This is a genomic window from Marinobacterium rhizophilum, from assembly GCF_024397915.1.
GTDB lineage: Bacteria > Pseudomonadota > Gammaproteobacteria > Pseudomonadales > Balneatricaceae > Marinobacterium_A > Marinobacterium_A rhizophilum_A.
The window spans coordinates 538468-564090 of sequence record NZ_CP073347.1; the positions used below are offsets into that span (position 1 = coordinate 538468).

Consider the following 25623-nt stretch of genomic DNA (forward strand, 5'->3'; position numbering starts at 1 on the left):
TCAGTTGTCTGTTGTGTGAATCCTGTGCAAGTTAGAAGCGGTATGGGAATTTTATTCCCACGGTAAAATCCGGTGAGTCCGGTGTCAGACCGATACCCAGGCTTGTGGACATGGACAGCTTGGGGTCCAGCGCATAGGTAATGCCGGTGGTAAAGGTTGCAGCATTGGCATCGCTGCCGATTGCGGTGACCCAGGGGCCGCCGCTGGCCTTGCTTTCGGACTCTTCCTGCAAGCGCTGCGCGTAGGCCAGGCTCAGGCTCATGCGATCATTGATGGCAAAGGCAACGCCGAAGCCGAAGCCAATGGAGTCGCCAAGGCGCACTTCACCCGGCGTTGTAACATCAGGGTCGGACGAAATATCACTGAAGTCATTGGCAAACTGGTGGGTGTAATCAATGCTGGCAAACAGGATGGCTGGATCAACGGTTTTCACAAAGGACAGGCCAGTGCCCAGTGCCCAGAGCCCGCTGCCCGTGGCCAGTTCGCTGGGGTAGCGCAGGATTGTCGGGTTGTCCGGGTCGCTGGGGTCGACTTTCTCCTCGGTAATGGTCTTGATACCGTAAGGGTCTTTGCCGGTCGGAGCCTTTAGGCGCACACTCCAGACGGTGTCAGGCCAGCTGCCTTCTGATTCGTCGAACAGTTTGTAGAAGGAATTGAACTCGATATCACCGAGCTTGAACATGGCGTCCACGTCGGCCTGTACCGTATTGGTGTAGGTGGGGGCGCTTTTCGTGTAGGTACTGTAGCGGCTGATCAGGGGCACATCGACCCCCAGCTGCCAGCGGTCGGAGAGGGTGTAGTTGGCACCCAGGTCGAAGGTGAAGATATCGGACTCGACGTCGTCGATGGATATATCGCCGAGGAAGATAGCATCCAGTGCAAGGAAACCATCCAGCACAAGCTGCTTGCGGTCATAGTGGCTGTAACTGAGGCCGCCTTCGATCGTCCACTTGTTGGAGAACAGGGCATGCTCCTGTTGCAGTACGTCTTCCACGCTCTGGCTGGGGCCAGCTTCGCGCTTGATATCGTCGTCACCGGCACTGGCCGAGGCTTGTTGTTGTGGTTGGGCTGCGGAACTTTGCTGCTCCAGGCCGCTAAGGCGTTGTTCCATCAGCTGGATTTGCCTGGACTGGCTTTCATTGATCAGTTTGAGCTGGCGGATTTCAAACAGTAGCTGCTCCTGTTCCTGTAACTGGGCTTCGGTGGCCGCCAGTGCGGGCATGCTGGCCATGACAGCGGTCACGAGCATGCAACTGCCGGTCAGCTCAAATCGTTTCCTGAATCGCATAGCAGAGTCCTTGTATGGATTATTCTGTGTCCTGCCGAGCCCCGTGGGCTCTGTATCCTGTTCTTGACGCTCTGGCGCTGGCGGAACCCTATAAGTTATAAGAGTAGCAAGGCCAGGATTCAAATTAGTTTTATTCAGGTGGTTCTATTGATATTGATAACCCGTGGGCTGTTCTCATTAGTCGGTTAATTGTCGTTTTTATAAATGTCTCGATTATATGCAAACGGTACCGTATATTTATAGGCGCAGTCCGGCGACATTTTATATTTTAACTGTTCTTTGGTTCTTTAATATTTCAACGTCGCCGATCTGTAGTGTTATTGAGTATCCTCTTGGTTGTCATCATAAGCCATTTATGTTTTTCAGTGCACCTCGCAGACCGTTCTGCCGATGCAGGCTGGCTTGCGGTGCAACCTGGACCTGCAGCTTCATTTTGTTTTTGATCTGATTGATATTCCCGGTCAGCTGGGTACTTTGCAGCAAGCCGCGTATTTCATTGCCGGAGATGCTCTGGGTCACGCGGCCCTGGTTTGCAATGTCCAGAACATAGCCAACATGGTTGTGCTGCACCTGTACTTCGGTTGCAATGCTGCTGTCCCCGGCGGCGGCAAGTGCCTGTTCTCCCGTCTGTATCTGTTCGAAACCCGGCCCGCCGAATTTTTCGAACTCCTGGTCAGACACATCCCAGGTTACATCGTTGAGGACCGAGTTGCCGTCCCCGGCAACCTGGATGTTCTGCAGCAGGCCGGTGACATTGTTCAGGCTCTCGTTGACGACTGTACCGGTTGAGCCTGTGCCCGCCGGGGCGCCTGCGCCTGGCTCGGTGTTGAGGCGTCTGAGGTAGATTGACAGTTGTGGTTGAAAGTTGTGAGGATTCATATCCACATTGAAACCTATCGCCATATTGTGGATATCGCCGTTTGCGGTGATCCATTCGGTGTTCATGCGCACGCCAAAAAAAATCACCTTGCTGCCTTCCACGAACTTGCCGCGCATCTGGGCAAGTTCCGAGTCGCTGACCGGTTGCCCCATCAGGCCGTGACTTCCGGTCAGGGCGATGGCACTGGTGGGTAGAATCACCAGCGAGGCTGACAGCATCAGGAGGTATCTGATCCCTTTCATTGCTACTCTCCTTCAGGTTCCTTTTAAAACAATTCGGTGTGCCGGAATCCGTAATCCAGCAGCTCCGAATTGGTTAGGGGGGCGCGGATATTGTGCAGTCCGCGAGCCGTGAGCGGTGGTGGCGGGTTTACCAGTACAGAGTCTCGATCAAAGCGATTGCCGATAACGGCAAAGACAACCCCGTTCCACTGGGATTCGAAGGTTTCCATGGAGATCACCTTGTTGCCCAGTGCAGGGTCCGCAAGATAAACATCAGCACCATCAACTTTCTTTAATACAACAAAGTGCTTGTAACCCTTCAGGTCCAGTAGCACGATGGTTGGAATTCGAATGTTCTCAAGGGTGTTTGCTTCCACGCGATAACCGCGGCCTCGATAGCCAACACCTTCCACGTAGTTTTTTATATCAAGCAGCGAAAAGCCCTGGCGCTGTACGAGTTCTGCATCGCTAACGGCAAAAAGTCCCTGCAGGACCTTGTTTTCATCGACATCGAGTCGATAGGCGTATTTTAGAATCGTGGCCAAAGCGGCGGCGCCGCAGCTGAAATCGGTATGCTGGCGAATCAGGTTTTGATACTTGCGCCCCTGCATGCTGACAATGGGTACCTGTTCGAAACCCTTGCCGGGTACCAGGCCGTAGAAAGGGGCTGCCTGCACAGACCCCACCGGCCCCCAGAGCGCAAGGAGCAGTGAGGCGAGCAATAGCGAACCTGAAACCTTCATGTCGTTTACTCCTGCGATCGGCCGGGAGGCCCGGCCGATCGCGGTTGCTTCGCTTGCTTCCACGTTACGGTTCGACAGGCGGTTCCGGTTCCGTACCCGGTAACATCATGTCGAGGTGAGATATGGCGAGGCTGTTGTTCTGCAGGTTGTTGGTGCCTGCCGCAACGTTCACGCCGATATTACCCCGTGCATTGCGCAGGCTGTTGCCATCCATCTTGGCCTTGTTCAGCGGCCTGATATACACATGCTGCCGATGAACCACCTGCCCGGTCAATACGGCGTCGAGGTGCACATTACCCACTTCAGTGAACTGCAATTGGCCTCTTTCTCTGAACGCCAGGGCTCCGCCATCGCCGTTGAGATCGCTGGCACCCTGGGCAAATCTGTCGAGATCGAAATGGCCAGTCTGACTCCCATCTGGATGAACGTCGCCAGTCCAGATATCGGGATAAACATCGCCGATCTGGTCGGAAACGCCGTTGTAGCTGCCACTAGTGCTACCACCGCTGTAGGTACCGTCTACAGGCCCCGTCAGCGTCACGTTCGTCCGGGTGATTACGACTTTATCAAGCGGCTTGTTTTCGGTGTAGTTTCTGCGAGTGCTCTGATCGACAGACACGGTGGCTTCGCTCATCCTGCCGGATGTCGTGGAGGCAGCCAGCGAGTTTTGCTGGATATTGTTGTTGCCTGAGGCCACGTTGACACCGATATTGCCGCGGGCGTTGCGCAGTGCGTTACCACTGATGGTCGCCTTGTTTTTCACGCCCAGGTTCCAGGTCTGGTTGTCCTTGGCATCCTGCTCGACAAAGATCTCGGCATCGCCAGAGCCAAACACGAAGGCGGCATCGGTTGCCGCCAGGGCGGCCGCGTTGCCCTGCACGTTATTGTCACCGGCGGAAAGGTTGACGCCGATATTGCCGCGGGCGTTGCGCAGGCTGCTATTATCGAGCCCGGCTTCGTTATCCAGCGCAGTGTTGTAGCTATCGTTGTCGTCGCTCTCCTGCTTGATATCAACGACCGCCATGCCAAGGGAGTCGACCTTAATCGTACCCTCGATGGCTACCTCGCCCTTGTATTCGACGTATTTTTTAACCTTGACGACTTTCGACAGGTGGGCACCTTCCTTGAACCTGCGGCCATCCTTTCCGTCTCCCCCGCCACCTTCACCGCCTTCGTTTGCCATTGCCGTTCCGGCCATGCAGAGACTTGCAATTGCCAGAGCCAGTGGCACCATTTTAAATTGCTTGTTCATGGTCTCTCTCCTTGTTAAAACTGCACAGCTTGTGCAGATGTTGGTTTCTGCACCTGCTGTGCAGAGTTTCAACGTGCTTGCGAGAATTACACCTTTGTTTTTACGACTGCTATTTCCTGCAGCTTTTTCTACTGCTCGCTTTTCACACCCAGGTTAATCCTGAGCTGAAAACTGTTGGCGGTAGCATTGGCGGTTCCTGCCAGTTGATTGACCTGAACCAGGCCGCTGCTGCCCTTGAATGCTTCATCCTCGATACGAACTTCACGGTGGCCTGCATCATCGGGCGCCAGGCCGGCACTGTAGCCGGTGACACTGGATGAAAGCTGAGTATCCGTGACAGCCTTGCCGTCGAGGCCAAAACCAATAGCTATTGAATTGATCTGGGCGTTTCCGAGCCCGCTGACCTGGTTAATGGAAAGGGTGCCGCTGCTGTGGGAAAAGGCACTGTCACTGATGGCGCTGACCGAGTTGTGGGTTGGATCAGCGCCGCTGATATCCACCTTTTGCCTTAAATCCAGCAGTGCATGGGTACCCAGGCCGGTACTGATCGCCAGGGCGGCCGCATTGAGCTGAGCGTTGCCGTCGCCGGCGGCCATATTGATGGCCATGCGGCCACTCTGGCCGCGGGCCGCCTTGCCGCTGATGTCGCTATGGTTATCGAGCACGGGGTCGGCACCGGCCTGCAATGCAATCAGGGCGGCGGTGCCGTATACCAAATTGCGTAGGCGGTTCATAAGGTTTTACCCAGTGATACATGTAGTGTCATGCCGCTGTTATCTTTCGGTTTGGCAGGGCCCTGGTCGCCTTCATCCCAAAGGATGATATTGGCGGACAGGGGGGTCAGGACCGGTTGTTCGATCCCTTGCCCCTGAATTTTCCCCAGTTCGCCATCCTTGAGCATTTGCACCTGGGGCAGGCCGTGGTCGATCTCCTGTGCCTGTACATCACCGAAAAATCCGCTGGTAACCAGTAACAGGGCGCAGGCTGATCCCTTGATCAGATGGCTGGTCGCGACTCTGTTAAGTGCTGACTGTTTCATTTGCTTACCCTGCTGGTTACTCGCCAAAGGACAAAGCAACGAGCGGGCCACTATTGGCAACTCCCTGATTTGGCGGTGGTTACGCCTTTTCCTGCACAGAAACTGTGTAATCGCCGGGTTAAAACTGTTTCATAACTGAAACCCGGCAGGTCTTTTAAGACAGCACCAGTGGTTCAGCTTGTTGAAAGTATTCGGTTTTTCAGGGGGCGTTACGGTGCTGTAAATAGTTGAGCGATATTTGCGTGCGGCGCCGGCCATAGCCCTGTTGCGCTCTGTATATCGCAATGAAAACAAGTGTTTGGGTGTGGTGGACTTTTGTGTAAACAAGCTGATTCCCGGATCTGTAACAGTCGGGTTACAGCGCTGATTGTGCAGGGGGAGGAAAGGTGGCGGGTGTTGCCTACTGGGCTGCCTGGCTTTGCACGCCAGCCTTGAACAGCAGATCATTCACGTCCCGCAGGCGGCGGCTGAGCTCGCGGCCCAGGTTCATGTAAATCATGGTGAACTGGGCCGGGTCCTTGCCGTAGAGTTCCTGCAGATCGGTGGCCGAGAGCTCGATGGCGCTGCAGGCTTCGAGTGCCCGGACACTGGCGCTGCGCGGGCAAAAGTCGATCAGGGCCATTTCGCCGAAGCAGTCGCCCTGGCCCATGGTGCTGATGCAGTACTCCCGGCCCTGCCAGTGGCGCAGTATTTCGACCTTGCCCAGTTCCAGCACGAAAAGCTCTTCGGCCTTGTCGCCTTCGCGGAAGAAAAACTCGCCGGCCTCGCGACGCTGGGTACGGGTGCGTTGCAACAGGAATTCCAGCACTTCGTCGGTAATGCCGCCAAAGATGGGCATTTGCTGTAACAGCCTGAGTTGGGTATTGGTCATGGCGTTGTTCTCACTGCCGCCCCATGGCGCCTTGTTGCAGGCCCGCCGCAGGGGCCGGTCACAGCTGCAGTACCATGCCTTCGCGGGCCACAACCGAGCCGGGCCTGCGCCGGTGCAGCTCGGCGTCGAGCTGCTGCAGCTCGCTGTCGCTGCGCTCCGGGGCATGGTGGAACACCACCAGTCGACGAGCGCCTGCGGCCTCGCAGAGCGCCAGCCCCGCCTCCCAGGTCGAATGTCCCCAGCCCCGGTGGCTCGGATAGTCGCTGTCGTTGTAGGTGGAGTCGTAGATGACGGTGTCGGCATCGCGGATAAGCTGCAGGATCGCGCTATCCAGGCCCCGTGCCGGATGCTCGGTATCGGTGACGTAACAGAGTGCCCGGCCATCGTACTCGATGCGGTAGCCGGTAGCGCCGTCGGGATGATTCAGCACACAGGTGCGCGCGCACACCTCAGGGGAGAGTTCGAGGGTGTCGCCGCTGCTGAAGTCCCGGAAGCTGAAGCGAGCGGTCAGGTGTTTCAAGGGTACCGGGAAGAAGGGCGGTTGCAGGAACTGGTGCAGGGCCGCTTCAACCCCGGCGCTGCAATTGCCGGCCCAGACCCGCAGCTTATTGGCGGCATCGTAGGCCGGGGCGAAGAATGGCAAGCCCAGTATATGGTCGTAGTGCAAATGACTGAGCAGCAGGTCGGCGCTGATACTGCCGGCGCTCTGCAGGTATTGCCCAAAGGGCTGCAAGCCGCTGCCGGCATCCAGAATCAGTAATTGATCACCCGCCCTTACTTCCACGCAGGAGGTATTGCCGCCGTAGTGCAGGGTTTCCTGCCCGGGGCAGGGTATGGAGCCGCGTACACCCCAGAATCGGACCTGAAAATCCCCAGCCATCATCGCCTCGCCGTATTCGCTGCCTGCTATGCAGTGTAGGAGCTGGCGGGCGAAAAGGCTTGGCTTCGGAGAACAAACCGACGCGCTGCGACCGGGGTTCAGCCGCAGCGTGGCTCAGGCGGCATAGGCCCGCAGGAACATCTGTACGCAGTTTTCCACGTAGCGCTGGTGTTCGGCGTCACTGAGCAGGCCGCCGGCATTGAGTTCCAGCCGCATGCGCTGTTCACCCTGGACCATTTTGAGAAACTGCACCGCGGCGAAACGCGGTTCGGGAATCTGCAGCCGGCCGGCGCGGTCGAGGCGATCTAGCAGTTGCGTCATCAGGCCGATAACCCGCTCGGGGCCTGCCTCGAAGAACAGCCGGGACAGTTCGGGGTAACTTTCAGCCTCGCTGATGCAGATGCGCGACACCTGGATCGATTCCCTGGACAGCAGCAGGCTGGAAAAATTTTCGGCGATATTGAGCAGCTGCGCCGGCGTATCGTCTGCGGGTTCGAACATGGCGGCAGTGAGGTCGTGTGAGGCGCATTTGCAGCCCACGGCATCGACAAAAAGATCTTCCTTGTTGCCGAAGTGGCTGTAGACCGTCTGCTTCGATACACCGGCCTGGCGGGCGATCTGATCCATGCTGGTAGTGGAAAAACCCTGCTCGGTAAACAGGTTCACCGCAGCATTGAGAATCAGGATACGCTTTTCTTCACTCTTGGTTCGGGGCTTGTTCATCGGACACCATAAGTCACACTGGACAGTCTAGTTTGATCGGCCTAGACTTGCGTTAATAACTAGACTAGACAGTCCAGTTTTGCAAATTACTCAGCGGGCGAATGTAGCATGAATACCCGGCGGTTTGTTTATTTAAAGGTGTCAGCCCAGGGCAACCGTCGCGGTCTGCGACGGCTGCTGGGGGCCGGCTTGGTCGTGCTGGCAGCCGGCCTGACGGGCTGCAGCGATTCCGATGCCGGCGCCGCCCAGGCGGAGCACTATCAGGTCGCCCAGAGCCTGGTGCTGGCGCAGCAGCCGGGTTACGCCCTGACGCGCACCTTTGTCGGCAAGGTTCAGGCCAGGCAGAGCGCCAGCATCGGTTTTGAGCAAAGTGGCAAGGTGGCCAGTCTGCAGTTTGATGAAGGAGAGCAGGTCGCACAAGGGGCCATCCTGGCACGCCAGGATACCGAACTGCTGCAGATCGAGCGGCAGGAACTGCAGGCCCAGTTGCAGCAGACCGAGGCGGATCTGGCACTGGTGCAGGCCAACCTCAAGCGGTTGAACGCGCTCAACAAGCGTGGCTACACCTCGGAGCAGAGCCTGGATGAGCTGCAGGCGCGGCAAAAGGTGCTGCAGGCGACCCGCGCGCGGGTGCAGGCGTCACTGATGGCCAATCAGCTGCGTATCGACAAGTCCAGCCTGCGGGCACCCTACAGTGCCAGGATCAGCCGTCGGCTGGTTGACCAGGGCGAAGTGGTGGGCGCCGGCAGCCCTGCATTCACGCTGCTGCAAGGCGGCCCGGCCGAGGTTCGCGTCGGGGTGCCGGTGGACATGCTGGCGCAACTGCAGGCTCGCCAGCAACTGAGCGTACGGGTGGGCATGCAGCAGCTGCAGGCGCGTCTGCTAACCAAGGGGTTCGATGTTGATGCCGTTACCCGTACGGTGCCGCTGCGCCTGGAGCTGCCCGCCGATGTCACGCTGGTCCACGGTCAGCTGGCCTATCTGTCGCTGCAGCAGAACTTCGTACAGCCCGGTTACTGGATTCCCCTGAGCGCGCTGACCGACGGCCTGCGCGGGCTCTGGAATGTCTACAGCCTGCAGCCACAGGGTGATGCCGGCCTCTATCAGTTGCACAGCCGGAATGTGCAGGTGTTGCATGCCACGGCCACCGATGCCTTCGTCACCGGCGCCCTCGGTGATGGCGAGCGGGTCCTGAGTACCGGGCTGCAGCGCCTGGTGCCAGGCCAGGTCGTCAGGCTGGCGCCGGATCTGTCTGCGCAGGCCAGCCCGTGAGGCGCCTGCTGCAGAACGGCCGTCTGCTGACGCTGCTGGTCGCGGTGCTGGTGGTGGCGGGCATCGGTGCTCTCGCCACCTTGCCTCGCACCGAGGATCCGCGCATTCTCAACCGCCAGGCCATCGTTATTACCCACCTGCCCGGGGCCAGTGCCGAGCGGGTCGAGGCCCAGGTGAGCGAGAAGATCGAAAACGAGCTGCGTACCCTGGCGCAAATCAAGCACCTGACCTCGACCTCACGCCCCGGCATTTCGATGGTCAAGATCGAACTCAAGGACAGCGTGACCGCCACCACGGCGATCTGGTCCCGTACGCGGGACCTGCTGGCGGATGTGATTCCCCGGCTGCCGCCGGGTGCCAGCAAACCGGAGCTGGACGATGACCGCGGCTACGCCTTTACCAGTCTGATTGCACTTAAATGGCACGCCGATACCGAGCCGGATCTGGCCACCCTGGGCCGCTACGGCAAATCCCTGACGGATCGCATGCGGGCGCTGCCGGGCACCGACTTTGTCGAGCTGTATGGCGAGCAGGACGAAGAAATTCTGGTGCAGATCGATCCGCACCTGGCCAGCAATCTGCACCTGACGCCAGGCCAGATCGCCCGGCGTATTGAAAGTGCCGATGCCAAGGTGTCGGCCGGGCAGCTCGACAATGCCCACAACCAGTTGCAGGTGGAGCTCGAGGGTGCGCTGGATTCACTGGATCGCATCCGCCAGATACCGCTGCTCAGTGATGCCAATGGCTACCTGCTGCGCCTGGGGGACCTGGCCGAGGTCCGTCGCAGCCTGAAATGGCCGGAGCAGGAGCTGGCGATTATCGACGGTGAGGCCGCGGTCGTCGTGGCGGTGCGCATGCTGCCGGACCTGCGCATCGACCGCTGGAGCGCATCGTTGCGGCACGAACTGGCGCAGTTTTCGCAGCAGTTGCCGGGTAATGTCGAGGCCGAGATTCTGTTCGATCAAAACCACTACACCGAGCGCCGCCTGGGGGAGCTGGTCAACAACATCCTGCTGGGTTTCAGCCTGATCGCGCTGGTGCTGCTGATCACCCTGGGCTGGCGTTCCGCCCTGATCGTCACCCTGTCCCTGCCGCTAACCGTGCTCTTCACCCTGACGGTCATGAAATACTATGGCCTGCCGATCCACCAGATGTCCGTCACCGGGTTGGTGGTGGCGCTCGGTATCATGGTCGACAATGCCATCGTCATGGCCGATACCATCGCCCAGCGGCGACGCCAGGGCCTGAGTGCGATCGATGCGGTGATCCGCTCGCTGCGCCATCTCTGGCTGCCGTTGCTGGGCTCGACCCTGACCACCATCCTGGCCTTCATGCCCATCGTGCTGATGCCGGGGCCGGCGGGGGAGTTTGTTGGCGGCATCGCCCTGAGCGTCATCTTTGCGCTCATTGGTTCCTACCTGGTTTCCCACAGCGTGGTCGCGGTGCTGGCCGGTCGCTTCCTGCGGGTCGGCGAGGGCACCCAGTCAGGCTGGTACCAGCAGGGCATACAGCTGGACGGGCTGGCGCGGCTGTTCCGGCGCTCGCTGGAAACCGTGCTGCGCTTTCCCAAACTCGCCATCGCGCTGCTGTTCCTGGTGCCCCTGGCCGGCTTTATCAGTGCCGGCCAGCTGAAGGAGCAGTTTTTCCCGCCGTCGGACCGCGACATGTTCCAGATCGAGATGTACCTGCCGGCCCAGACCAGCATCGTCGAGACCCGCCGTGTCAGTGACCAGGTGAGTGCGCTGCTGCACGCCACTCCCGGCATTGATTCGGTACAGTGGTTTCTGGGGAACAGTGCCCCGGCCTTCTATTACAACCTGATCGGTGGTCAGCAGGGCTCGCCGTACTTCGGCCAGGCGATGGTCAGTACCCATGACTTTCGCATCGCCAACCGCCTGATCCCGCAGCTGCAGCGCCAGCTCGACGACCTGCTGCCCCAGGCGCAGATTCTGGTGCGCAAGCTCGAGCAGGGGCCACCGTTCAACGCGCCCATCGAATTGCGCCTCTACGGCCCCAACCTCGATCAACTGCAGGCCCTGGGCGAACAGGCGCGGGCGCTGCTGTCCCGCACCCGGGATGTGATCCATAGCCGCGCCACCCTGCAGCCCGGTACGCCCAAGGTGCGGGTGCGGGTCGACGAGGAAGCGGGCCAGATCAGCGGCTTTACGCTGCAGGGTCTGGCAGCCGAGTTGCAGAGTAGCCTCAGTGGCGTCACCGGTGGCACTGTGCTGGAAAGCACCGAGTCTGTGCCGGTACGGGTGCGCATCGGCAACGAGGCGCGGCGCGAACTGCAGGATCTGGCCAACCTGAGCCTGACCTCGGCCGGCGCCTCCGGCAATATTCCCCTGTCCGCGCTGGCTCGGCTGGAGCTGGAGCCCAGCCGTGGCGCCATTCCGCGCCGTGATGGTCAGCGAGTCAATGTGGTGGAGGGCTATCTGCGTGCCGGCGTGTTGGCGTCGGTGGCGCTGGCGGAGTTTCGCCGCAACCTCGAGCAGGCGGACTTTCACCTGCCGGCGGGCTATCGCATGGAATTTGGCGGCGAGTCGGCCGGGCGCAATGATGCCGTCGGTAACCTGATGGCGAGCCTCGGCGTGATCGTCACCCTGCTGATTACCGTGGTGGTGCTGTCGTTCAACTCGTTTCGCATCAGTGCGCTGATTTTCCTGGCGGCGCTGCAATCGGCGGGCCTGGGGCTGCTCAGCGTCTACCTGTTCGGCTACCCCTTTGGCTTCACCGTGATTATCGGTTTGCTGGGGCTGATGGGGCTGGCGATCAATGCCGCCATCGTGATCCTGGCGGAACTCAAGGCCGATGCCCGCGCCGTGCGGGGCGACCCTGGGGCCATCGTGCACGCGGTGCAATGTTGCAGCCGCCATATTGGCTCGACCACCATCACTACGGTGGGCGGGTTTTTGCCCCTGATCCTGGCCGGTGGCGGCTTCTGGCCACCCTTTGCCGTTGCCATCGCCGGCGGCACCGTGCTGACGACCCTGCTGTCGTTCTATTTCGTGCCCGCCGCCTTTATGCTGCTGGCGCGGCGCAAGGCGTTTGACGTCGCCGGTGGCGAGCCACAGCAGGTGCCGGTGGATGGCCGCAGCCTGCAAACGCTGGAAATTCCCCGCTAAAGGCGCAATGGCCTGCGGGGCGTCCGCCTAGCCGGTTGTGCGGGTGACGGGGATGACACCTGCGCCGACGGCGTGCAACAGGCGTACCATGGAGCGGTCAGGAAGGAATCTGTATGCCAATACCATTTGATACCGCGCATATTGAACAGCTGAAAGGCGCCAAGCGGCTGCTTGAACATCCGGAATCGCGGCGCGCTGATCAATTCGCTGTTTAACGGCCACTTCCAGGACATTGCCCGCGGGCATTTTACCGTCCGGCGGCTGGAGCGGGTCTATGGGCCTGAACAGGTGCAGGCCCTGGACGGCAGCCTGCCCCCGGCCAAAAGGTGATGGGCGTGCCGCCTGCTATCCTGCGCTGCAGTGCCCGCAGCGCCATGAGTCTACTATCCTTTACAGGGCGCCTGCCATCACCGCCAGGTGGGTTCCAGCGTGCCGGTTCATGTTGCAAGGGCCTGTTGGGGCACTCGATGCCTGTTCTGTTTGGCGGTCGCTCTCACCCACTGCAAAACAGGAGAAAGGTTGTGGCGATGAAAGATGCCTACGAAAAAAAGATGCAGGCCCAGCTCGACGAATGGGGTGCTGAAATAAAGAAACTCAAGGCGCAGGCAGACAAGGCGAAGGCTGATGCCCAACTTGAGTACTTCAGGCAAATCGAGGAACTGCGTGAGCGTCAGCACGAGGCAAAGGCGAAACTGACTGAAATTCAGCAGGCCAGCGATACCGCCTGGGAAGACATGAAGGCCGGCGCTGAAAAAGCCCGGGACTCCCTTGCCGATGCCATGCGCGCGGCCAGATCCCGCTTTAAGTGACGCCGTTTTGTTCCGGCAACGGTGAGAATAGCCGCGGCCGGTGAGTGCAAAATTGCCATGTATTATTTTGCCTATGGATCAAACTTGTCAGCCAGGCGACTCGAAGCCCGGATATCCGCCGTGCGCAAAGTCGGTGTCGGCAGGCTTGATGGGCACCAGCTGCGATTTCACAAGGTCAGCCATACGGACGGATCGGCCAAGTGTGACGCTTTCGAAACCGGCGATATCCGGCACTGCGTGATCGGGGTACTGTTCGAGCTATCCGAGCCTGACAGAGCCAGGCTCGATCGCTTTGAGGGCCTGCATTCTGGCTATGAAGCCAGGGATATCCTGGTACGGCTTGATGACGGCTCGACAGTAATCGCCTTTACCTACTCTGCAACCCGCATTGACCCTGCTCTGCGGCCCTTTGACTGGTACCGCGAGCACGTACTGACAGGTGCCAGGGAGCATGGTTTTGCGCAAGCCTATATTCAGCAGATTGAGGCAATCGAGTGCATCAACGACCCCGATGAAGCCCGCTGTGCGCGGGAGCGGGGGATTTACCGCTAAGCTTCTTCCCTCGCTCGCTGTGTCGCGTCATCCGGCTGGACATGCCTGGGCATGTGCATACATGGCCCTGCCGACGCGAGTCCCGTTGTCCCAACCGTCTTGCGGCCTGCAGGGCTGCCTGCTCAGCTTGCCTTTCGGATGACATAGAGGTGATACACCAGCGCCAGTACAAAACAGATCAGTGCGGGGGCGGCCAGGGCATAAAACTGCAGCTGGCCATACAGCAGTGCGCCCAGCAGGCCGCCGGTGACAAAGCCCGCGGTGATCAGGACCAGCAGCAGTGCCTTGCGCCGGTCAAAACGCTCCTTGCGCAGGGTGGCACCGAGCATGATGCCCAGGTCCGTGATAATGCCCGTGATGTGAGTGGTGCGAATGATGGCACCGCTGTAGGTTGTTGCCAGGGCGTTTTGCATGCCGCAGGCCGCCGAGGCGAGGTAGTGCCCGAGTACCGATCCCTGGTTGAGGAAATAGATCGCTACCAGCAAAAAGGCACCTTCGATAAACAGCAGCGAATCGTAGTGCCTGCCAAGCTTCAACGACGGACTCGATATGAGGAATCCCGATAGCGCCGCGCCGAGCAGAAAGCTCAGCAGTATGGCCGCCAGGTGCAGGCTGCTGCCTGAGAGTCCGCCCAGTTCCGCGCCCAGCAGGGTCGCGGTTCCCGACAGGTGGGAGATGGACTGGTGCGCGAAGCCCAGCAGGCCCACCGCGTTGACGGTGCCCGCGAGCAGGGCCAGGGTAAAGGCCCCAAATTCAATCCAGCGCGGCAGTTTCGATATCATGGATCCTTCCTGGTGTGGGCTACAAGGCGGCAGAGGGGGCTTGCAGGTTGCGAGCCGGCACAGACCGCGGCTTATTTTAACAGCCTGACAGGCGGATTCCCGTGGTACCGGCAATCGTTTCAGGCTGAGCCTGCAGATCGCATCCTGGCCGTAGGTTCACTGACTGTCAGGCCAGGGTACGACAGGGGTTATGGCCGTCTTTGGCTACCGAATAAAAGGCCTGAGGCCGTGCCGGACGATACATCGCACGGCTGTGCCTGGCCGCACTCGGAAATGCCTTGCAGTGGGCTTTTGCCGGTGCTAAAACACATGCACTGGTGCGGCGTCCATGCCGCCAGAGACGCCTGATGACTCCACTTCGCATTCTCCTGCTGCTGGCCCTGTTGCTGTCCCCGTTTGGGGTGTCTGGCGGTCAGGGCACGGCCTATCCCGGCAGTAGCGATCAGGCGCTACAGCTGTGGGACAGTGCCGATACACGGGGCCTGGTTGCCACATCTACAGTCAGGCTGGAATCGGGCCGGTTGCCGCGAAAAAGCGCCGATGCGTCAGCTATCCTGTCTCTGGGCCAGCGAGCGGCGACCATTCGCTACCATGCCGTTGCAGCGGTCACCGAACCCGGCAAGCCCGTCCCGCACTGGCGCTCTGCCTGGGCTCCGCGCGCCCCGCCAGCATCACCCGGTTACCTCATCAGCTGAATCTTCCCACGGGCTCGCCTGTTCTGCATCTGCGAGGCGGCGTCCTGTGGTCCTGTTCTGAAATGAACGTCGGAGCATGGCTCCTGCGTGCAAGCCTGAGAGTTCCCATGGGTGTATTGACGCGTTTCTCTGTAAACAAAACCACGATTGATTTTATGGCACTGCGGCCCTTCACCGCACTGCTGTCCCTGGTGCTGGTGCTGGCTTCTGTGGCATCGCTGCTGATTAACGGCTTGCCGCTGGGGCTGGATTTTACCGGCGGCACCCTGATAGAGGTTGGCTACAGCCAGGCGCCGTCCCTGGAGGACATACGCGTACTGCTGGCAGCGGCCGGGCATGAGGGTGCCCTGGTACAGACTTTTGGCTCACTCAACGATGTGCTGATCCGGCTCTCATCCAGCTACACGCCCGAGATTGGCGAGAAGGTGCGCAACCTGCTGCAAAGTGCCACCAGCGAGGTTGTAGACCTGCGCCGCACCGAGTTCGTCGGTGCCCAGGTCGGCGAGGATCTGCGCGAGCGCGGCGGGATGGGCGTGCTGGTGGCGCTGGCAATGATTACCCTCTATGTGTCGTTCCGCTTCCAGCTGAAGTTCGCCATTGGCGCCGTGGTGGCCCTGTTCCATGATGTCATAATCGTGCTGGGTGCTTTTTCGCTGTTTGGCTGGGACTTCGACCTCACCGTACTGGCGGCGATTCTGGCGGTCATAGGCTATTCACTCAACGATAGCCTGGTGGTGGCGGATCGTATCCGCGAAAACATCCGGCGCCGGCGTCAGGGCAGCATGCGGGACCTTGTTAACCTGTCACTGAACGAGACCCTGAGCCGGACCCTGATGACGTCCTTTACCACGCTGCTGGTGGTCATTGCGCTGTTTCTGTTTGGCGGCAGCATGATACATGGCTTTGCCACGGCGCTGCTGGTTGGCATCGCGGTGGGCACCTATTCATCGATCTATGTCGCCAGCGATCTGTTGCTGTGGATGAACCTGCAAAGCGAGGATCTGGTTCGTACGCCGGCACAGGTTGAAGAAGACTTGCTGCCCTGACGCCTGCCGGGCTCAGGTGGCAAGGACGACACCTGGATCGGTGCCTGCGCAAGCGCCAGCAGGGCGCAACAGGCGTATCATGGAGGCGGTCAGAAAGGGGTCTGTATGCCAATACCATTTGAGACCGTGCATATTGAACAGCTGCAAGACGCCAAGCGGCTGCTTGAACATCCGGGGATAGCGGCGCGCTTGTCAAGCTCGCTGGCTACGCCGGTTGATCGGGCGATAAGGCGGCTGCCTGCGTCTGCCAGCAAGATCATAATGGCGGCCGTGACCCGATCCCTGGAAGCAGCGCTGCGAACGGCCCTGTATACCCTGGGTGAAGGCCCGCAGCCGCCGTCCAATCGCATCCACCTTGCAACGGCTGCGCTCAGCGGTGCCGCGGGCGGTGCCTTTGGCCTTGCGGCCCTGGCCATTGAGCTGCCGGTGTCTACCACCATCATGCTGCGTTCGATCGCCGATATCGCCAGGGGCGAGGGTGAAAACCTGGCGCACGCAGAATCCCGCCTGGCCTGTCTTGAGGTGTTTGCACTGGGGGGCGCCAGTGACCAGGACGATGCTGCGGAGTCAGGCTATTTCGGTATCCGGGCTGCGCTGGCGTCTGCGATTACCGAGGCGGCACGTCATCTGGCCACCCAGGGAGCAGCCCGGGAAGGGACGCCGGCGCTGGTGCGGCTGGTGACCCAGATTGCTGCGCGGTTCAGTATTCCGGTGACGCAAAAGGCCGCTGCCCAGGCGGTTCCCATTATCGGTGCGGCAGGGGGCGCGCTGATCAATTCGCTGTTTATCGGCCACTTCCAGGACATTGCCCGCGGCCATTTTACTGTCCGGCGGCTGGAGCGGATCTATGGACCTGAGCAGGTGCGTGCCCTGTACGACACCTTGCCCTAGCCCCGGAGCTGATGGACCTGGCTGCCCGGTCTTGTTCGCCGTTTCGACAGCAAGCTTGCCTGTGGCTGCATCCGCGCCTTATCGTGTCCAGACCCCGGCGCAGGGCGGGGCCGGCTTCTAGGGCAGTAAACCAGGGGAGATGCCATGCGACTGAAAGTGTTTTCAGACCTTCACCTTGAGTGCGCCGACTCGCAGCATGACCTGTGCGGCGCCGACGCCGATGTGGTGATTCTTGCCGGTGATATTCACAGCGGTACCCGGGGGCTCGAGTGGGCCGGGCGGCAATTTCCGGGTCGTTGCGTGATCTATGTTCCGGGGAATCATGAGTTCTATGGTGTCAGCATGTCGCGCTTGCGGGCAGAGCTTCGTGTCGAAGCCGAACGCCGGGGCATCATTCTGCTGGATAACCGTGCGGTAACCGTCGACGGCGTTCGCTTTTACGGTACCACCCTGTGGGCAGACTTCGGGCTCTATGCCGACAGGGAGTCCTGGGATGTTCAGGCAACGCAGGACAGGGCCTGTGCAAGGCTGCCAGATTTTCGCATCATCGAGCAGCCAGAGGGGGAAGTGTTCAGCATAGCCGAGTGTCAAAGGCTGCATGCCCAGGCCTTAGCCTGGCTTGAGCATGAACTGGAGCAGCCGTTTGCGGGCAAGAAAGTGATTGTCAGCCATCATGCGCCGCTCGAAGCCTGTATCCCCGCGCGGTTTAAGGATGATGCGCTGTCGCCGGCCTTTGCCTCGAACCTGGGTGCCCTGATGGGCAAGGCGGACCTGTGGGTACATGGCCATGTGCACGAGCCGGTGGATATTCGGGTAGGCGACACCCGCATCATCGCCAATCCCGGTGGCTACCCGAATGAATTTACAGAGCCCCAGTTTGATGCCCACTTGCTGGTGGACCTTTAGCCCGGTGCCGGCACTGTGCCTGAGGCTGTGCCTGTAAAAACCGTCCGTCGTTTCCCGCCTGCTGGAGTCCGGCTAGCCGGACTCCAGTGTCCACGCGCCTGTATCCGCTACAGTCGTCTGTTCCTGTTTGCCGGTCGGCAGCAGCAGGCTCAGCATGAGCGCGGCCAGTCCGCTGCAGCGAGGTCTGGGTCGCCAGCTTTATCCACGGCGGCGGGATCAGGCTCAGGCCTGGCCCTTGATTTCCTGCAGACCCTTGTAGGGCGCCTGGCCTGCGAGTTCTTCCTCGATGCGCAGCAGGCGGTTGTACTTGGAGACACGGTCGGAGCGGCACAGCGAGCCGGTCTTGATCTGGCCGGCGGCGGTACCGACAGCAAGGTCAGCGATGGTGGTGTCTTCGGTTTCACCGGAGCGGTGCGAAATCACCACGCTGTAACCGGCATCCTTGGCCATCTTGATCGCGTCCAGGGTTTCGGACAGCGAGCCGATCTGGTTGAACTTGATCAGGATGGAGTTGCCGATGTTCTTGTCGATGCCTTCCTGCAGGATCTTGGTGTTGGTGACGAACAGGTCGTCGCCCACCAGCTGCACCTTGTCGCCGATCTGGCGGGTCAGGTAGGCCCAGCCGGCCCAGTCGGACTCGTCCAGACCGTCTTCGATGGAGACGATCGGGTAAGTCTCGGACAGCTGCGCCAGGTAGTCGCTGAAGCCTTCGGAGTTGAAGACCTTGCCTTCGCCGGCCAGGTTGTACTCGCCGTTCTTGTAGAACTCGGAGGCGGCGCAGTCCAGCGCCAGGGTCACGTCCTTGCCCAGGGTGTAGCCGGCATTGGACACTGCTTCCTGGATCACCACCAGGGCTTCCTCGTTGGAGCCGAGGTTCGGCGCAAAGCCGCCTTCGTCACCCACCGCGGTGTTGAGACCCCGGGCCTTGAGCACAGCCTTGAGGGCATGGAAGATTTCGGCGCCGCAACGCAGGGCTTCGGCGAAATTCGGGCTGCTCACCGGCTGCACCATGAATTCCTGGATATCGACGTTGTTGTCGGCATGTTCGCCGCCGTTGAGGATGTTCATCATCGGCAGGGGCATGGAGTACTGGCCGGCGGTGCCGTTCAGTTCGGCGATATGGGCGTACAGCGGCAGGCCCTTGACCGTGGCAGCGGCCTTGGCCGCCGCCAGGGACACGGCCAGGATGGCGTTGGCGCCGAACTTGGACTTGTTCTCGGTGCCATCCAGCGCCAGCATGATGTTGTCCAGCGCGCGCTGATCGGTGGGATCCTGGCCCAGCAGGGCTTCACGGATCGGGCCGTTAATGGCGGCCACCGCCTTCAGCACGCCCTTGCCCAGATAGCGGGACTTGTCACCATCACGCAGTTCAAGCGCTTCACGGGAACCGGTGGAGGCGCCGGAGGGCGCGCAGGCGCTGCCGATAACACCGCAGGCCAGGATAACGTCGGCTTCAACCGTGGGGTTGCCGCGTGAATCCAGAACTTCACGCGCCTTGATCTGGGTAATGCTGCTCATATCTGCCTCTGTGTTGTCGTTGAATATTGAGGTGATGTTGCCCGCAAACCGCCTGCATGCCCGTTGGACAATGCGAGTCTGTGCCGACACCAGTGACACCGCAGTCGCGCAGGGCGGTGCGGAATCATCGGCCGGTGTGACGCAGAGATTGGTTGTTAATTGCGGAAACTTACTTAAATTACCCTGCAGAATACTTGGGTACAAGTGATTATTTTGGAATAGAACGTTAATTTCATACAAAAACTGTACAAATTGAGTGCAGACCGGCACGCCAGTGCGGGGTCGAGCCTGAACGATCTTCGGTGCCGGGCACCACGTTCAGCAGCTGAGTTGCAGTCGTCGGATCAGCTCAGTGGCGTGGCGGGATACCAGGCGGGAGCCTGTTGTACAGCCTGCTGCTCCGCGGCTTGCGTCCGTGGATAGAATAAATATTCTTTATTATGTGTATCTTGGATTCTTTGTTTCTTTCTGAGGGCTGCGTTGAAAGTGCACGAAAGGGAGGCCTGTAACGAAAAAATCGGCTCCAAGGAGCCGTTTTTTTCGGTTTGTTCTGCAAGTTGCCGGCCTCAGACGATGCCGGAGCCGCTGCTGTTTTTGCTGGCCGGGCGATCCTTGCCGCATTGGGCGCGGTAGCCGCTGGCGCGGTAGGCCTGGATCGGATCGATGGCGCCATTGCTGCGCAGGCGTGCCATCTGCAGGATGGGTTCAACGTCCAGGTTGTAGGCGGCCTTGAGGGTGCCCTGCGCCATCAGCACATCGTTGCTGTCCTGGAAACCTTCCAGTGCCTTGCGGTCGACAAGCAGGGCCTTGACGAAGGCGCGCTGCACTTCGGCGGCGCTGTAGATCAGGCTCTCGATCGGGTCGGTTACATTGTGGGACTGATCCAGCATGTAGAAGGGCGCAAAACTCGGCTGGCGGTTTTTTATGTCCACCAGTTCATTGAACACCAGGAACAGCTGGTAGGGGTTGATTGAGCCGCTGTCCAGATCGTCGTCGCCGTACTTGCTGTCGTTGAAATGGAAACCGCCGAGCTTGCCGAACTGGGCCAGCCGGGAGACGATCATTTCAATATTGACGTTGGGTGCATGGTGACCCAGGTCGACCAGGCACTTGCAACGCTCGCCAATCTGGGTGGCGGCCAGGTAGCTGCTGCCCCAGTCCTGAATTACGGTGGAGTAAAACGCGGGCTCGAACATCTTGTGCTCCAGCTGCATGCTCCAGTCATCCGGCAGCGCGCTGTAGATGGCGCTGGTGCTGTCGAGATAGCGGGAGAAGGTGCGGTTGAAGTTCTGCTGTCCCGGGAAGTTGGAGCCATCGCCGACCCAGACGGTTAGGGCGTTGGAGCCCAGCTTGCGGCCCAGTTCGATGACTTCGATATTGTGTTCTACCGCCTGGTCGCGCACCGCCTTGTCGCTGTGGCTCAGGCTGCCGTATTTGTAGGATTGCGGCTGGCCCTTCTGGTCCTGGAAGGTGTTGGAGTTCATGGCATCGAAATGCAGGCCGCGCTCCTGGGCAAACTGGCGCAGTTCGGCAGCGTCTGACGGGGTATCCCAGGGAATGTGCAGGGAGACCGCGGGCGTGGCTTGGCCAAGCTGGTTGACCACGGCGCAGTCGTCAACTTTTTCAAAGATATTGCGCGGTTCGCCGGAGCCCGGGAAACGGGCAAAGCGGGTGCCGCCGGTACCCAGTCCCCAGGAGGGCAGGGCGACGGCAAACTGGCTTGCCTGTTGGGTCAGGGATTCGATATCGACACCCGCGCGCGCCAGGCGTTCGCCCAGCGCGGCGTAATCGCTATCCAGTGCGTTCTGTTGCTGGGCGTTCTGTGCGGCGATGAGTTCAGCGTCGATCATTGTTTTTGTTGTCATGGTGCAAACCTCGGGTAAATTGGGCCCCGCGGGGCCCAGGGGCTTATCGGGTGAAGGACGGTGCATGGCCGGCGTCGACGTTGAGCACGTTACCGGTGGACTTCGCGGACAGGTCCGCGACAAAGAAATACACGCCCTCGGCAATATCTTCCGGGAAGACGTTACGCTTGAGTAGGCTGCGCTGGCGGTAGTGTTCTTCCAGGTCGTCGGTACTCATCTGATAGGCACTGGCACGTTCTTCCTTCCATTTACCGGTCCAGATCTTGGAGCCGCGCAGCACCGCATCCGGGTTCACCACATTGGCGCGGATGCCAAGCGGTGCGCCTTCCAGTGCCACGCAGCGGGCGAGTTGAATTTCAGCGGCCTTGGCGGTGCAGTAGGCGGCGGCATTGGCCGAGGCCACCAAGCCATTCTTGCTGGCAACAAATACAATCGAGCCGCCCATGCTCTGGCGTTTCATCAGCGTGAATGCCTCACGGGATACCAGGAAGTAACCGGTAGATAGGATGTTCTGGTTGAAGTTCCAGTTCTCCAGTGTGGTTTCATCCAGTGGTGACGACGACGCAATGCCGGCATTGGAGACCAGAATGTCGACCCCGCCAAAGCGCAGGCAGGTGTTGCTGAATGCCTGTTTCACCTGCTGCTCGTCGGTGACATCCATTTTAGTACCGTCAACCTGGTCCCGGCCGTAGACCTGCTGGAAGGCGTCGACGGTTTCGCTCAAGCTATTCTGGTCAATATCGGTCAGCATCACGCAAGCGCCTTCATTCAGCAGACGCTGTGCCGTGGCGCGACCAATGCCGCCGGCGCCGCCGGTAATCAGCGCAACACGTCCGGCCAGGGCCTTGGGTTTTGGCATGCGCTGCAGCTTGGCTTCTTCCAGTAGCCAGTACTCGATATCAAAGGCTTCCTGCTCCGGCAGGCCCATGTACTGGCTCACGCCCGACGCACCGCGCATGACATTGATGGCATTGACGTAGAATTCGCCCGCGATACGGGCGGTGGCCTTGTCCTTGGCAAAGGTCAGCATGCCGACGCCGGGGATCAGGTAAACCACCGGGTTGGCGTCGCGCAGCGCCGGGCTGTTGTCGTGCTTGCAGCGCTTGTAATAGGCGGCATAGTCGGCACGGTAATCGGCCAGCTGGTTATCCAGACCTTCGATGACCTCGTCGAGGTTGTCCTGCGCCGGATCGTACTGCAGTACCAGCGGCTTGATCTTGGTGCGCAGGAAGTGATCGGGGCAGGACGTGCCCAGCTGGGCCAGGGGCTCCAGTTGCTGGCTGTTGACGAATTCCAGCACTTGCGCGCTGTCGTTGAAGTGGCCGATCTGGCGCTGATGTTCGCTGCTCTTGCCGCGAATGATCGGCATCAGCTGGCTGGCGACCCGCTGGCGTTCGGTGGCACTCATGGACAGGTGGCTGGCACCGCCGAACGCGGCAGCCCCCTGCAGCCGGTCATCCAGCCAGGCCTGGGCGCGGTTGATCATTTCAAGCGAAACTTCGTAGCATTCCTTTGCCGTATCGGCCCAGGTGAAGAGGCCGTGGGCTTCCAGCACAACGCCCTTGAGGTGCGGGTTCTGGGTGGCGATCTTTTCCAGCTCCAGGCCCAGCTCGAAGCCGGGGCGGCGCCACCCCAGCCAGCCTATCTCGTTACCGTAAATGGTTTCGGCCAGCTCGCGACTATTGCTGCTGGCGGCTATCGCGATCACCGCATCGGGGTGCAGGTGATCAACATGCTTGTAGGGTACATAGGCATGCAGTGGTGTGTCGATGCTGGCGGCGCGGCTGTTGAGGTTGAACGTGCAATGGGGCAAGTAGGCCACCATTTCATCTTCATGCTGCTCACCACGGTAGAGTTTTTTCAGGGCCTGCAGCTTGTCCATATAAAGGGTGGCAAAGCCGGCCAGGTCCATGCTGCCGATATCGCCGCCGGACCCCTTGACCCAGAGAATCTCTTCTTCTGTGCCCGTGAGCGGATCAATACAGCCGATCTTGCCGGAGGTATTGCCGCCACCGTAGTTGGTCACGCGCATGTCCGAACCCAGCAGGTTGGAGCGGTATCGCAGTAACTCCGGCCCCGACATGCCGGCGGCTTTCTGGTCATCCCAGAGGTTGGGGATCTGGCGTGATTGGGTGTCGAGTTCGGACATAGGTGGAAGCCTCATTTATTAATTATTAGATGAATCAGGCAGAACTTGTCACAATAATGACAGGTTTTGCTTTTAAACAGCGGTTTATGATCTGTCGTGATTGGTTCAATGTACTACCCTCGCCAAATTCAGTCAAGATCAATCATAAGCAGTCACAAAAAATCATAACACGCTTGCAATTTGGGTTTCTGTGCGACATATTGACCAACAAGGACAGATTATGCACGAACGTGAACGACATCGAATCATCCTGGCTGAGGTGGCGGAGAAGCCGGTAGCAACTGTCAGTTATCTGGTTGAGCTGCTGGAAGCCTCGGAGGCGACAATCAGGCGAGACATCAGCTTTCTGCACAAGGCAGGCAAGTTGAGGAAAGTGCGCGGTGGTGCCGAGTCCCTGCATCCACCCACATCGACCAGTCTTGCAGGGCGTCCCTTTGCGATCAGTCAAACGATCAACGCCAGGGCAAAGCGGCGGGTGGCCAGGGAAGCGGCAGCGCTGTGCGAAGAGGGCGAGTCGATCATCATTGGCGGTGGATCCACTGCTTACATGATGGCCGAATACCTGAAAAACCGGCAGTTACATGTGATGACAAACTCTTTTGTCATTGCGGAATACCTGCTCAAGCACAGCAAGTGCAGTGTCACGCTGCCAGGCGGCAAGGTGTACCGGGAACAGAATCTGATTCTGAGTCCGTTTCCGGAAGATGGCTCGGCCAGCTTCTATGCCGCCAGAATGTTCTTCGGAGCGCAGGGGGTGGGGCCCCTTGGCGTGATGGAAACGGACCCGCAAATCGTGCAGGGCACGACACGCTTGCTGCGACAGGCGGAACAGCGGGTGCTGCTGGTCGACAGCAGCAAGTTTTCACAGCGCAGCAGCCTGATTGTCTGTGCACTGTCGGAGCTGGACGTCGTGGTTACCGATGAAGGGATCGATGCGAAAACGCGAAAACTGATAGAAGACGCCGGCTGCAGGCTCGTTATTGCAAGTCCTGAAGCCGCCGCAGAATAGCAAGCGCCCAACAAGGGCGACTGTCGATATAACAACAAGCGAGACGGAGACCTAAAATGCCTTTCAAAAAAATAATGGCAAGTGCCCTCGTAGCAGCCGCAATGGCAACCAGTGGCCTGGTACAGGCAGACTCGGTGCGTATCGGTCTGGTGGTCAAGGCGCTGGGTATCGGCTTTTTCGAGGCCGCCAACGAGGGAGCGCAGGAAGCGGCGAAGGAGCTGGGCGATGCCGAAGTGATCTATACCGGTCCGACATCGACCACCGCAGAAGGCCAGATCGAAGTAATCAATTCACTCATCGCGCAAAAAGTGGACGCCATTGCGGTATCTGCCAATGATACCGATGCTCTGGTACCCATCCTTAAAAAGGCCCAGCAGCGTGGTATCAAGGTCGTGTCCTGGGATTCGGGCGTGGCGCCGGACGGCCGTCAGGTACACCTGAATCCCTCCAGTAATCCGCAGATCGGCGAGATGAACGTCAAACTGGCCGATGAAGCCTTGCAGGCCACCGGTAGCGAGACGGGCGATATCGCCATTCTCAGCGCCACGCCGACCTCGACCAACCAGAATATCTGGATCGAGGAAATGAAAAAGGTATTGCCGCAATTCCCGCAACTGAACCTGGTCGCGACCGTCTACGGTGATGATCTGGCCGACAAGAGCTACCGCGAAACCGTGGGTCTGCTCAAATCCCACCCCAACCTGAAAGTCATTGTGGCCCCGACCTCCGTGGGTATCGTGGCGGCGGCACAGGCCGTGCAGGATCAGGGGCGCATCGGTGAGGTTTTTGTCACGGGTCTCGGCCTGCCTTCGGAACTGGCCGGGCACGTGGATTCGGGTGCAGTAAAAAGCTTCGCCATCTGGAATCCGATCGACCTGGGCTACGCGGCGACCATGATTTCGTACAACCTCGTCAAGGGCGAAGCCAGTGGCAGCGCGGTCGGCATGGGCCGGATCGGTACCGCTACGCTGGATGCCGAGGGCAGTGCCGCAATGGCAGACCCCTTTGTTTATAACGCGTCCAACGTACACGCCTTCGCCGATATCTTCTGATTGCTTGTCCTGATCGACAGGGAGCCTGTGGCTCTCTGTCGAGTCCTGTTATTCC

At 59.8% G+C, this 25623-nt stretch carries 24 protein-coding genes; 11 read left to right on the forward strand and 13 right to left on the reverse strand.

Annotation, left to right across the window (positions count from 1 at the left end):
- Nucleotides 1-31: 31 nt before the first annotated feature.
- The 9 genes from KDW95_RS02345 to KDW95_RS02385 form a co-directional block, all read right to left on the reverse strand.
- Nucleotides 32-1288 carry an autotransporter outer membrane beta-barrel domain-containing protein gene (locus KDW95_RS02345; RefSeq protein ID WP_255854639.1) on the reverse strand — a complete coding sequence of 419 codons (1257 nt, stop codon included), beginning with the start codon at nucleotides 1286-1288 and terminating at the stop codon, nucleotides 32-34.
- Nucleotides 1289-1630: 342 nt separating this feature from the next.
- Nucleotides 1631-2410 (reverse strand): hypothetical protein, encoded by a 780-nt coding sequence (locus KDW95_RS02350; protein ID WP_255854640.1) that lies wholly within the window; start codon nucleotides 2408-2410, stop codon nucleotides 1631-1633.
- Nucleotides 2411-2433: 23 nt separating this feature from the next.
- On the reverse strand, nucleotides 2434-3195 hold the full coding sequence (locus KDW95_RS02355) for a C39 family peptidase (protein ID WP_255854641.1): 762 nt from the start codon (nucleotides 3193-3195) through the stop codon (nucleotides 2434-2436).
- Nucleotide 3196: 1 nt separating this feature from the next.
- Nucleotides 3197-4384, reverse strand: coding sequence for a hypothetical protein (locus KDW95_RS02360; RefSeq protein ID WP_255854642.1), 1188 nt, complete (start codon nucleotides 4382-4384; stop codon nucleotides 3197-3199).
- 128 nt (nucleotides 4385-4512) lie between these two features.
- Nucleotides 4513-5118: a hypothetical protein gene (locus KDW95_RS02365; RefSeq protein WP_255854644.1), complete on the reverse strand. Its 606-nt coding sequence runs from the start codon at nucleotides 5116-5118 to the stop codon at nucleotides 4513-4515.
- Nucleotides 5115-5474, reverse strand: a complete 360-nt coding sequence (locus KDW95_RS02370) for a hypothetical protein (protein ID WP_255854645.1) — start codon at nucleotides 5472-5474, stop codon at nucleotides 5115-5117. The genes KDW95_RS02365 and KDW95_RS02370 overlap by 4 nt, the downstream gene beginning before the upstream one ends.
- Nucleotides 5475-5823: 349 nt before the next feature.
- A complete protein-coding gene (locus KDW95_RS02375; RefSeq protein ID WP_255854646.1) occupies nucleotides 5824-6294 on the reverse strand; it encodes a Crp/Fnr family transcriptional regulator in 471 nt (156 codons plus the stop codon).
- A gap of 58 nt (nucleotides 6295-6352) precedes the next feature.
- Nucleotides 6353-7177: an MBL fold metallo-hydrolase gene (locus KDW95_RS02380; RefSeq protein ID WP_255854647.1), complete on the reverse strand. Its 825-nt coding sequence runs from the start codon at nucleotides 7175-7177 to the stop codon at nucleotides 6353-6355.
- 111 nt (nucleotides 7178-7288) lie between these two features.
- The gene (locus KDW95_RS02385; RefSeq protein WP_255854648.1) at nucleotides 7289-7897 is read right to left on the reverse strand and encodes a TetR/AcrR family transcriptional regulator; all 609 of its coding nucleotides are present in this window, start codon (nucleotides 7895-7897) and stop codon (nucleotides 7289-7291) included.
- 108 nt (nucleotides 7898-8005) lie between these two features.
- Here KDW95_RS02385 and KDW95_RS02390 point away from each other — a divergent pair, with 108 nt between their 5' ends.
- From KDW95_RS02390 to KDW95_RS02410, 5 genes are all read left to right on the forward strand, one after another.
- Nucleotides 8006-9169 carry an efflux RND transporter periplasmic adaptor subunit gene (locus tag KDW95_RS02390; RefSeq protein ID WP_255854649.1) on the forward strand — a complete coding sequence of 388 codons (1164 nt, stop codon included), beginning with the start codon at nucleotides 8006-8008 and terminating at the stop codon, nucleotides 9167-9169.
- Nucleotides 9166-12294, forward strand: coding sequence for an efflux RND transporter permease subunit (locus tag KDW95_RS02395; RefSeq protein WP_255854650.1), 3129 nt, complete (start codon nucleotides 9166-9168; stop codon nucleotides 12292-12294). The genes KDW95_RS02390 and KDW95_RS02395 overlap by 4 nt, the downstream gene beginning before the upstream one ends.
- Nucleotides 12295-12465: 171 nt before the next feature.
- Nucleotides 12466-12624, forward strand: a complete 159-nt coding sequence (locus KDW95_RS02400) for a hypothetical protein (protein WP_255854651.1) — start codon at nucleotides 12466-12468, stop codon at nucleotides 12622-12624.
- 197 nt (nucleotides 12625-12821) lie between these two features.
- On the forward strand, nucleotides 12822-13103 hold the full coding sequence (locus KDW95_RS02405) for a coiled coil domain-containing protein (RefSeq protein ID WP_255856463.1): 282 nt from the start codon (nucleotides 12822-12824) through the stop codon (nucleotides 13101-13103).
- A gap of 84 nt (nucleotides 13104-13187) precedes the next feature.
- Nucleotides 13188-13655: a gamma-glutamylcyclotransferase family protein gene (locus tag KDW95_RS02410; protein WP_255854652.1), complete on the forward strand. Its 468-nt coding sequence runs from the start codon at nucleotides 13188-13190 to the stop codon at nucleotides 13653-13655.
- Nucleotides 13656-13777: 122 nt separating this feature from the next.
- Here KDW95_RS02410 and KDW95_RS02415 read toward each other — a convergent pair whose 3' ends face one another.
- The gene (locus KDW95_RS02415; protein WP_255854653.1) at nucleotides 13778-14437 is read right to left on the reverse strand and encodes a YoaK family protein; all 660 of its coding nucleotides are present in this window, start codon (nucleotides 14435-14437) and stop codon (nucleotides 13778-13780) included.
- 347 nt (nucleotides 14438-14784) lie between these two features.
- On the opposite strand from KDW95_RS02415, the gene KDW95_RS02420 reads away from it, so the two are divergent.
- The 4 genes from KDW95_RS02420 (at nucleotide 14785) to KDW95_RS02435 (ending at nucleotide 17975) form a co-directional block, all read left to right on the forward strand.
- Nucleotides 14785-15132, forward strand: a complete 348-nt coding sequence (locus KDW95_RS02420) for a hypothetical protein (RefSeq protein ID WP_255854654.1) — start codon at nucleotides 14785-14787, stop codon at nucleotides 15130-15132.
- A 107-nt stretch (nucleotides 15133-15239) separates the two neighbouring features.
- Entirely contained in the window at nucleotides 15240-16178 is a 939-nt protein-coding gene (gene secF, locus KDW95_RS02425; RefSeq protein WP_255854656.1) for a protein translocase subunit SecF, read from the forward strand.
- Nucleotides 16179-16283: 105 nt separating this feature from the next.
- Nucleotides 16284-17069 (forward strand): EcsC family protein, encoded by a 786-nt coding sequence (locus KDW95_RS02430; RefSeq protein WP_255854657.1) that lies wholly within the window; start codon nucleotides 16284-16286, stop codon nucleotides 17067-17069.
- 144 nt (nucleotides 17070-17213) lie between these two features.
- On the forward strand, nucleotides 17214-17975 hold the full coding sequence (locus KDW95_RS02435) for a metallophosphoesterase (RefSeq protein WP_255854658.1): 762 nt from the start codon (nucleotides 17214-17216) through the stop codon (nucleotides 17973-17975).
- A gap of 222 nt (nucleotides 17976-18197) precedes the next feature.
- On the opposite strand, the gene eno is transcribed toward KDW95_RS02435, so the two are convergent.
- From eno to KDW95_RS02450, 3 genes are all read right to left on the reverse strand, one after another.
- Nucleotides 18198-19493, reverse strand: a complete 1296-nt coding sequence (gene eno, locus KDW95_RS02440) for a phosphopyruvate hydratase (RefSeq protein ID WP_255854659.1) — start codon at nucleotides 19491-19493, stop codon at nucleotides 18198-18200.
- A 566-nt stretch (nucleotides 19494-20059) separates the two neighbouring features.
- On the reverse strand, nucleotides 20060-21358 hold the full coding sequence (gene rhaI / locus KDW95_RS02445) for an L-rhamnose catabolism isomerase (RefSeq protein ID WP_255854660.1): 1299 nt from the start codon (nucleotides 21356-21358) through the stop codon (nucleotides 20060-20062).
- Between the two features lie 43 nt (nucleotides 21359-21401).
- Nucleotides 21402-23507, reverse strand: coding sequence for a bifunctional rhamnulose-1-phosphate aldolase/short-chain dehydrogenase (locus KDW95_RS02450; protein ID WP_255854661.1), 2106 nt, complete (start codon nucleotides 23505-23507; stop codon nucleotides 21402-21404).
- A 220-nt stretch (nucleotides 23508-23727) separates the two neighbouring features.
- On the opposite strand from KDW95_RS02450, the gene KDW95_RS02455 reads away from it, so the two are divergent.
- Together KDW95_RS02455 and rhaS are read left to right on the forward strand one after the other, a co-directional pair.
- Nucleotides 23728-24516, forward strand: coding sequence for a DeoR/GlpR family DNA-binding transcription regulator (locus tag KDW95_RS02455; protein WP_255854662.1), 789 nt, complete (start codon nucleotides 23728-23730; stop codon nucleotides 24514-24516).
- 101 nt (nucleotides 24517-24617) lie between these two features.
- Nucleotides 24618-25568, forward strand: coding sequence for a rhamnose ABC transporter substrate-binding protein (gene rhaS / locus KDW95_RS02460; RefSeq protein ID WP_255854663.1), 951 nt, complete (start codon nucleotides 24618-24620; stop codon nucleotides 25566-25568).
- Nucleotides 25569-25623: the final 55 nt, after the last annotated feature.

Coding starts and splice junctions, on each gene's coding strand:
- rhaS (WP_255854663.1), top strand. CDS start 24,618: ATGGCAACCAGTGGCCTGGTACAGGCAGACTCGGTGCGTATCGGTCTG.
- KDW95_RS02390 (WP_255854649.1), top strand. CDS start 8,006: ATGAATACCCGGCGGTTTGTTTATTTAAAGGTGTCAGCCCAGGGCAAC.
- KDW95_RS02385 (WP_255854648.1), bottom strand. CDS start 7,897: ATGAACAAGCCCCGAACCAAGAGTGAAGAAAAGCGTATCCTGATTCTC.
- KDW95_RS02420 (WP_255854654.1), top strand. CDS start 14,785: ATGACTCCACTTCGCATTCTCCTGCTGCTGGCCCTGTTGCTGTCCCCG.
- eno (WP_255854659.1), bottom strand. CDS start 19,493: ATGAGCAGCATTACCCAGATCAAGGCGCGTGAAGTTCTGGATTCACGC.
- secF (WP_255854656.1), top strand. CDS start 15,240: ATGGGTGTATTGACGCGTTTCTCTGTAAACAAAACCACGATTGATTTT.
- KDW95_RS02345 (WP_255854639.1), bottom strand. CDS start 1,288: ATGCGATTCAGGAAACGATTTGAGCTGACCGGCAGTTGCATGCTCGTG.
- KDW95_RS02360 (WP_255854642.1), bottom strand. CDS start 4,384: ATGAACAAGCAATTTAAAATGGTGCCACTGGCTCTGGCAATTGCAAGT.
- KDW95_RS02380 (WP_255854647.1), bottom strand. CDS start 7,177: ATGATGGCTGGGGATTTTCAGGTCCGATTCTGGGGTGTACGCGGCTCC.
- KDW95_RS02430 (WP_255854657.1), top strand. CDS start 16,284: ATGCCAATACCATTTGAGACCGTGCATATTGAACAGCTGCAAGACGCC.
- KDW95_RS02375 (WP_255854646.1), bottom strand. CDS start 6,294: ATGACCAATACCCAACTCAGGCTGTTACAGCAAATGCCCATCTTTGGC.
- KDW95_RS02350 (WP_255854640.1), bottom strand. CDS start 2,410: ATGAAAGGGATCAGATACCTCCTGATGCTGTCAGCCTCGCTGGTGATT.
- KDW95_RS02450 (WP_255854661.1), bottom strand. CDS start 23,507: ATGTCCGAACTCGACACCCAATCACGCCAGATCCCCAACCTCTGGGAT.
- KDW95_RS02365 (WP_255854644.1), bottom strand. CDS start 5,118: ATGAACCGCCTACGCAATTTGGTATACGGCACCGCCGCCCTGATTGCA.
- KDW95_RS02405 (WP_255856463.1), top strand. CDS start 12,822: ATGAAAGATGCCTACGAAAAAAAGATGCAGGCCCAGCTCGACGAATGG.
- KDW95_RS02415 (WP_255854653.1), bottom strand. CDS start 14,437: ATGATATCGAAACTGCCGCGCTGGATTGAATTTGGGGCCTTTACCCTG.
- KDW95_RS02455 (WP_255854662.1), top strand. CDS start 23,728: ATGCACGAACGTGAACGACATCGAATCATCCTGGCTGAGGTGGCGGAG.
- KDW95_RS02435 (WP_255854658.1), top strand. CDS start 17,214: ATGCGACTGAAAGTGTTTTCAGACCTTCACCTTGAGTGCGCCGACTCG.
- rhaI (WP_255854660.1), bottom strand. CDS start 21,358: ATGACAACAAAAACAATGATCGACGCTGAACTCATCGCCGCACAGAAC.